General features: G+C 29.9%; 9 protein-coding genes. All 9 read right to left on the bottom strand.

Annotated elements, in window-relative coordinates:
* Positions 1-397: 397 nt before the first annotated feature.
* Positions 398-1,543: a succinyl-diaminopimelate desuccinylase gene (gene dapE, locus ACQCX0_RS05280; RefSeq protein WP_462563123.1), complete on the bottom strand. Its 1,146-nt coding sequence runs from the start codon at positions 1,541-1,543 to the stop codon at positions 398-400.
* An 83-nt stretch (positions 1,544-1,626) separates the two neighbouring features.
* Positions 1,627-2,496: a 2,3,4,5-tetrahydropyridine-2,6-dicarboxylate N-succinyltransferase gene (locus tag ACQCX0_RS05285; RefSeq protein WP_462563124.1), complete on the bottom strand. Its 870-nt coding sequence runs from the start codon at positions 2,494-2,496 to the stop codon at positions 1,627-1,629.
* Between the two features lie 109 nt (positions 2,497-2,605).
* Positions 2,606-3,226, bottom strand: a complete 621-nt coding sequence (gene yihA, locus ACQCX0_RS05290; protein ID WP_462563125.1) for a ribosome biogenesis GTP-binding protein YihA/YsxC — start codon at positions 3,224-3,226, stop codon at positions 2,606-2,608.
* Positions 3,201-4,904 carry a membrane protein insertase YidC gene (gene yidC, locus ACQCX0_RS05295; RefSeq protein WP_462563126.1) on the bottom strand — a complete coding sequence of 568 codons (1,704 nt, stop codon included), beginning with the start codon at positions 4,902-4,904 and terminating at the stop codon, positions 3,201-3,203. The genes yihA and yidC overlap by 26 nt, the downstream gene beginning before the upstream one ends.
* Positions 4,888-5,136 carry a membrane protein insertion efficiency factor YidD gene (yidD, locus tag ACQCX0_RS05300; RefSeq protein ID WP_462563127.1) on the bottom strand — a complete coding sequence of 83 codons (249 nt, stop codon included), beginning with the start codon at positions 5,134-5,136 and terminating at the stop codon, positions 4,888-4,890. Before yidD ends, yidC begins: the two co-directional genes overlap by 17 nt.
* 6 nt (positions 5,137-5,142) lie before the next feature.
* Complete coding sequence (rnpA, locus tag ACQCX0_RS05305; RefSeq protein ID WP_462563128.1) at positions 5,143-5,475, bottom strand: ribonuclease P protein component; 333 nt, start codon at positions 5,473-5,475, stop codon at positions 5,143-5,145.
* 15 nt (positions 5,476-5,490) lie between these two features.
* Positions 5,491-5,625, bottom strand: coding sequence for a 50S ribosomal protein L34 (gene rpmH / locus ACQCX0_RS05310; protein WP_462563129.1), 135 nt, complete (start codon positions 5,623-5,625; stop codon positions 5,491-5,493).
* Positions 5,626-5,690: 65 nt separating this feature from the next.
* Complete coding sequence (gene gpt, locus ACQCX0_RS05315; protein WP_462563130.1) at positions 5,691-6,170, bottom strand: xanthine phosphoribosyltransferase; 480 nt, start codon at positions 6,168-6,170, stop codon at positions 5,691-5,693.
* The coding region (locus ACQCX0_RS05320) for a hypothetical protein (protein ID WP_462563131.1) at positions 6,170-6,482 on the bottom strand (313 nt) is incomplete at its 5' end. The genes ACQCX0_RS05320 and gpt, both read right to left, overlap by 1 nt.

Raw genomic sequence — 6,482 nt, forward strand, 5'->3', positions numbered from 1 at the left:
TTCCTGCTGAACCGCTCTTCCGATCTTCTTCTTTTTAAGTTTTATAGATAATATACCTTTTTGCATAGAAGATTTGATAGGTTCTACTCCCTCTGCTAGCACAAAGGTTTTTTGAAATTTTTTACTGGAAATTCCCTTATGGATGAAGAATCGTGCCTCTTCTAAAAGTTCATTTTGAGCTCCGCTAATAATTAATTGATTCCCTTCTAAGCTTACACTTAAATCTGCTTCTGAGAATCCGGCTACGGCAATACTAATTATTAATTGCTCTTCCCCTATTTGCTCTATGTTATAAGGAGGATAATTATCGGTAGATTTAGCTAACCTATCTAATAACTCTTCTACTCTTTCAAATCCTAACATAAAGGGGCTATTTAATACTAAACGAGACATTTATCTATCCTTCTTTAAAAAAATTCTTTAAAAATATATTATATATCTTAGTTAGTATCTTAATATGGGTTATGTCAACTCTTTCATTCACTTGATGTAGAGATTTTTCAGTGATTCCGAATTCTACTACTTCAGTATATTTTGTAATAAATCTAGCATCAGAGGTACCACCCTTAGTATCAGCAATAGGAAGCCTTCCGGTTACAGTAACAATTGCTTGTTCTAAATTTTGAACTATTTTAGTATCTCTATTAGTTAAGAAACTATTACTATCTTCATGATTAAATTCTACCTTAGCATTTTCAATGTTATTTACTATATCTTGAATAATTCTTTTTACTGATTCTTTAGATTGTAAATTATTCAATCTTACATTACCCTTAGCCTTAACCACAGCTGGCACCACATTATAACTACTAGTTGGGGTTGCTATTTGAGTTATTTCTAAATTAGTAGGTTCAAAATACTCATTACCGTCATCAAAGTGGTGATTCTGTAAATTATGAATCAATTGAGACATTTTAGGTACGGGATTTACAAAACTTGCTTTATAACCAACATGACCTTGAATTCCTTGTACCTCTAAATCAAAACACACACTACCCCGTCTACCGATTTTTATAACATCTCCTACCTCTTTAATAGAAGTACATTCCCCCACCAAGCAAGCATCTAATTGAATATTATTAGCTACTACCCACTTCATTAATTCTTGTGTACCGTTAATAGATTCTGCTTCTTCATCTAGGGTTAATAATAACACTATAGAGCCTTGAAAAGGTAATTTAATGAAATTAGCCACAGCACTAATAAAACAAGCAATTCCGCTTTTCATATCAGCTGATCCTCTCCCAACAATATAACCGTTATCTTCTATAGCAGCAAAGGGAGGATACGTCCATAAACTCTCATCACCCGGCTCTACTACATCTAAATGCCCTGAATACCCTAAAATAGGGGTATTATTACCATATCTGGCATATAAATTTTGAACCGGATAAGTGTTATTACCTTTAAAGGTTAAAATTTGGGTTTCAAAGCCTAATTCTTTGAGTACTCTTTCTACAAATTCTATAGAATCAGCACTATTAGGAGTAATACTTTTAAATTTAATTAATTGCTTGGTTAATAAAACCGCATCAACACTCATATTTACAAACTTCCACTACTCTTTTAACATTATCTACCAAAACTATTTTGCTTAAGCCATAGGTGCTGATACTTACTAATTTATTAGTCACGCAGTATTTCATTAATTGAGGTTTTAGCACGAGTTTTATCATCAACTTGTTTTATAATCACAGCACAATATAAATTAACAGCTCCTGTAGCTGTTGTTACTTCATCAGCATTTGTATCATCTAGCCTTGCTCCGGTATTTGAGGAAATACTTCCTGAGACTACTACTGAATAAGGAGGAATTTCACCATAAGAAATTTTACCGGTTTCTCTATTATAAATCTTAGTTGAGCCACTTAAAAATACTCCTGTGGCAATCACAGCTCCTTCTCTTACAATAATTCCTTCTGTAATTTCAGATTTAGCTCCAATAAAACAATGATCTTCTATAATTACAGGTTTACTTTGTAAAGGCTCTAAAACCCCTCCTATCCCCACTCCGCTGGAGATATGACAATTTTTACCGATTTGAGCACATGAACCCACAGTCACCCAACTATCTATCATAGTAGCATCATCAATATACGCACCAACATTTACAAATGCCGGCATTAAAACTACATTTTCTCCTACATAGGCTGAATGTCTGACATATCCTCCGGGAACATGGCGAATTTTAGCTTCTTTATAATCTTTTAATAACCATCCTTTAAATTTATTCCCCATTTTATCATACCAAAAAGTAGTCTCTGAAGATCCGCTAATTAACCTATTATCATTAACCCTAAAAGATAATAAAATGGCTTGCTTTAACCACTCATTTACCTGCCATTCATTATTATCATCCTTAATTGCTACCCTAAGAACTCCTTTATTAAGCAATTCTAAAACCTCGTTTATTAATTTTTTATCTTCTATATTAAGAGGACTTAAAGTATCTCTTAGAGCAAATAATTCTATAATTTTTTGTTTTAATTCATCCATGTTTCACCTTTTTAATATATTTATTAGTATTATAAAGAAAATTAGAATTTTTCTCAATTCTTTATCTTCTCCCTATTTACCCACCCTAAAATTTCTGCAAAATTATTGATTAAAAAAAGAATTTAATATCTTTTCTAAGTTCTTTATATGCCAAAGATTCATTCTCTTTATGAGCTGTAAATAAAATTTTGGCATTACATTGTGCATGTTGTAGTACTACAATTTCAATATTCTTTTGTAAAGAATCAAGTTCTGTTTGTGAAATTTTATCAATTTTAGTAAAAATCAATAGATAATCTCTCTGCTTAGAATCAAGAAAATTCATAATTTCTAAATCTATCTCCTTAATGCCACGTCTAGCATCAATTAATAAATAAACTCTAAGTAATTCCTCCCTATTACTAAGGTAATCTAAAATCAAATTATGCCATTTTTGTTTTAGTTTTTTGGAAACCTCTGCATAACCGTATCCCGGTAAATCTACTAAAATAATCTTACTTCCTAAATTAAAGAAATTTATCTCTCTAGTTTTTCCGGGAGTATTAGAAATTTTTACTAATTTTTTGCTATAGAGTAGCGCATTCATGAGTGATGATTTACCAACGTTAGACCTACCAAAAAAAGCTACTTCAGGCTTATTAAGTTTAGGAAATTGGTGTTTATTATAAGCCCCTAATAAAAATTTACAATTTTCTTTAAAAAAATTAAGCGGTTTTACTTTTGTTAACATGCCTTTTCTTTATCATAGCATTAATGAGTAATTGTTGCAGAATCGCTAAAATATTACTACATGTCCAATAAATTACTAATGCTGCAGGAAATTTAGCAAGCACAAAAACTAAAACTACCGGCATCCACATTAAAATTTTTTGTTGCAACGGCTCCATAGTTTGGGTAGTTTGTTTCTGTTGTATATACATAGTTACACCCATTAAAATAGGCCAAATTCCTACATGTAAAAAATCAGGAGCATTAAAGGGCAGTAAGCCGAATAAATTAAAAATATTAGTAGGATCCATTGCCGATAAATCTTGAACCCATCCCCAAAAGGGAATATGCCTAATTTCTATACTTAAGAAAATTACCTTATATAAAGAAAAGAAAATAGGAATTTGCAGTAAAATTGGTAAACACCCTGAAATTGGGTTAACTTTTTCTTTCTTATAAAGCTCCATAATAGCTTTATTATATTTAGTACTATCAGTACTAAATTGCTCCTTTAAGGCTTTCATTTTGGGCTGTAAATCTTTAAGTCTACTCATAGAAATATAAGACTTATAAGTTATAGGAAAAACCACCAAACGTATAATTATGGTAAGTAAAATAATTGCCCCACCAAAATTCTCTAAAATATCTTCCAGTAACAAAAAGAAACTAAACATAGGTTTTACAATAAAAAAGAACCAGCCGTAATCCAAGGCAAATGCTAATTTAGGTAAATTAAACTCATCTGCATATTTATTAAGTAATCTATACTCTTTTGGTCCTACAAAAAAGTTAGTACTATTTTTTATAGTACTATTAGTAGTTACTTGCTCTTTGTTATATAAATAATCTATTTGATAATTTACTTCCCCTAAATTATCTTTATAATTAAATAGTCGCATCCTGTTATTAGTTGTTTGTTCGGGAATTAATGCTGTTAACCAGTATTTATCTGAAAACCCTAAAAAACCCCCTTTATTTGTGGTATATTCAATAGATTTTTTATCCAAGTCTGTATAATCTACTTGTTCAAAAGCATCATTATAATATCCTATTAATCCTTCATGTGATATGAAAATACTATCAACCTTAGGCATTTTATGTCTTAAAATCAAAGCATAAGGATATATAGCAGCACTGTATTGAGTATTATTTTCCACAATATCTTGCACTTTAATCATGTATTCATCATCAATAGAAATAATTTTTTTAAATACAATGCCTTGCGGATTTACCCATTTTAGAGTTACCGGATTATCTATAGATAATTCTAAAGATGAGCTTTGCCAAATAGTATTTGCATCAGGAACGCTAAAAGTTTTATCACCAATCCAACCACTCTCAAAAAAATAAGCTTGATCCGTATTTTTAGGATTTAAAATAGTAACATTTTTACTATCAGCAAATAGACTTTCTTTATAATTAAGCAAGGTAACATCATCTATTCTAGCACCTCTTAAGCTAATAGAACCTTTGATATTGTGGTTAATAATATGAATACGCTCTTCTTGATTAATGACCTCTGCTTTAGAAACAATACTACTTGCAGTAGGAATATTTTCGTTCTTCGGACTATTAACCACTGTATTAGTATTTAAATCTTTTTTTACTCTTATATCTTGAAGAAAGAAATTATCCCATATCAAAAATATCCCTACTGCTAAAATAGCAAAAATCCATATATTCTTACTTCCGCTGTCCATCTTTCAAACCTTTATTTTTATTCAACGGTATAGGATCGTACCCATATCCGCCAAATGGATTACATCTTATTATTCTTTTAACAGATAAAAAAACTGCCACTATAACATTATGGTTTTTAAAACATAAAATAGCATATTGTGAACAAGTAGGGGTATATCTACAATTAGAACCTAAATACGGAGATATCACCAATTGATAAAATTTTATTAATAAAATAAAAAAATACCCCATCCCTTATTACTTAAGTATTTCTATTAAACATTTTTTTAGATCATGAAATTTAGCTACAATAGCTGGTTTTCTCGCAATAAATATATAGGTATATCCTAATTTTCCATAATTTGGCATAATTATTTTTGTTAAACTTCTCATTCTTCTTTTTATTCTATTTCTAATTACGGCTCCGCCGTTTTTCTTTGTTACGGTAAAACCTAATCTAATGGTATTGTGTTGTCCCTGTAAAATTTGTACTACAAAATACGGCGTAATTTTTACCTGAGAATTCTTAGATATATAAATATATTCTTTTCTTTTTTTTACAATACTTATATCAGATTTTGTATATAACATAAAGACTGTATAAGACTAGGCAGAAAGCTTTTTTCTACCCTGTGCTCTACGGGCTCTTAAGATTTTTTTGCCACTATTTGTAGACATTCTTTGTCTAAAGCCGTGCTTATTTTTTCTTACACGTTTACTGGGTTGATAGGTTCTTTTCAATTTCTTACTCCTTAATCATACTATTTAAATAGCTTACAAAAATTATCTATTAAAATAAAGTTTTTTCAATCATTTAGTTCCCAGGGAAAAGTGACCCACGTATCTTGCGAAAATTCTCTAATATAATAATCTGCAGTTTTTCTACCTAAAGGTTTCGTATAAAGACAAGCTATTAAAATCTTAGGCATTAATTTTTTGGCATATTGAGCAGTAGCACCGGTATCAACTAAATCATCTACTAATAACCACTCTTCTCCTAAATCTGCTAAAGCTAATTTAGGTTCTTTAATAAGCTTAATACTTGCTTTTCTAGAATCACCTATTGTAGTTTCTTCAGATATAGTATATGAAGAAATACATAAAGTATCTATTAGTTTAATATCCATAATTCTAGAAATAATAGCCGCAGGGCACATACCACCTCTGGTGAGCGAAACAATCCCTTTGAATTTAATACTTCCCTTACTAATTTGTTTTACTAAGTTTTTAGTATCTTTATGAACTTCCTTCCAACTTAAATTTATTCTCTTAATATATGCCTCCATTACTCCCTACTTTTATCTTTATTAACATATATGAATAATATATATCCTTCAGCTAAACGGCTATCTAGTACGCCTCCTGTACTAAATTTTATTTTGGTACGTTGTCCAAAATTTATATTCTGTTTTAATAATGCTATTGTAGCTAAAGCATTATCTAATTCTTCTTCATTCTTAAATAATACAAAGAAAATAATATCTTCCGGAATAATAGAATCATTATAATTTTCTATTAAATTGTCTAACTCTTTTTTTAAACTATTTTTATTTATTACTATAGTACTATACTCATTATCATTAAAGAACATTTTTTGA

Source organism: Candidatus Hepatincolaceae symbiont of Strigamia maritima (assembly GCF_055505085.1).

Bases quoted from the DNA above. Each gene is read 5' to 3' on its own strand.
- dapE (WP_462563123.1), bottom strand. From the start codon at position 1,543: ATGAGTGTTGATGCGGTTTTATTAACCAAGCAATTAATTAAATTTAAA.
- ACQCX0_RS05285 (WP_462563124.1), bottom strand. From the start codon at position 2,496: ATGGATGAATTAAAACAAAAAATTATAGAATTATTTGCTCTAAGAGAT.
- yihA (WP_462563125.1), bottom strand. From the start codon at position 3,226: ATGTTAACAAAAGTAAAACCGCTTAATTTTTTTAAAGAAAATTGTAAA.
- yidC (WP_462563126.1), bottom strand. From the start codon at position 4,904: ATGGACAGCGGAAGTAAGAATATATGGATTTTTGCTATTTTAGCAGTA.
- yidD (WP_462563127.1), bottom strand. From the start codon at position 5,136: ATGGGGTATTTTTTTATTTTATTAATAAAATTTTATCAATTGGTGATA.
- rnpA (WP_462563128.1), bottom strand. From the start codon at position 5,475: ATGTTATATACAAAATCTGATATAAGTATTGTAAAAAAAAGAAAAGAA.
- gpt (WP_462563130.1), bottom strand. From the start codon at position 6,170: ATGGAGGCATATATTAAGAGAATAAATTTAAGTTGGAAGGAAGTTCAT.